This is a genomic window from Tamlana crocina (assembly GCF_012037625.1).
In genome coordinates this window covers 1-280 of the sequence record NZ_JAAVJS010000886.1, presented here as the reverse complement: position 1 = coordinate 280, position 280 = coordinate 1, and the positions used below count along the sequence as shown (strand labels likewise).

Annotated in this window: 1 pseudogene; it reads right to left on the bottom strand. The window is 42.1% G+C overall.

What is annotated here, in order from left to right:
* Nucleotides 1-280, bottom strand: a pseudogene (locus tag HC176_RS19390) (DNA mismatch repair protein MutS); the annotation flags it as partial.

Here is a 280-nt window from a genome sequence, read left to right as displayed (position 1 = left end):
GTGATCATAATGATCTGCTGACTTTCCCTGTCAAGATAAACGTCGTTAGCAACGTAGGTTTCAGACAGCGGTAATTGTTTTTCGATTACCGGATGCCTGCCATTTTTTATTTCCAGTTCAAAGGAGTCGTCAATTTCAGGCTTGCAATAATTGTTGGAAACGGCATGATGGGCAAAGGAACAAAGGCAATCTACCTGCCCTATAAGGATGGCATTTTGCTGTACCGGTTGTATATAATCTCCTATCCATTCAACCAGTTTACTGAAGATCTCCTGCTCCA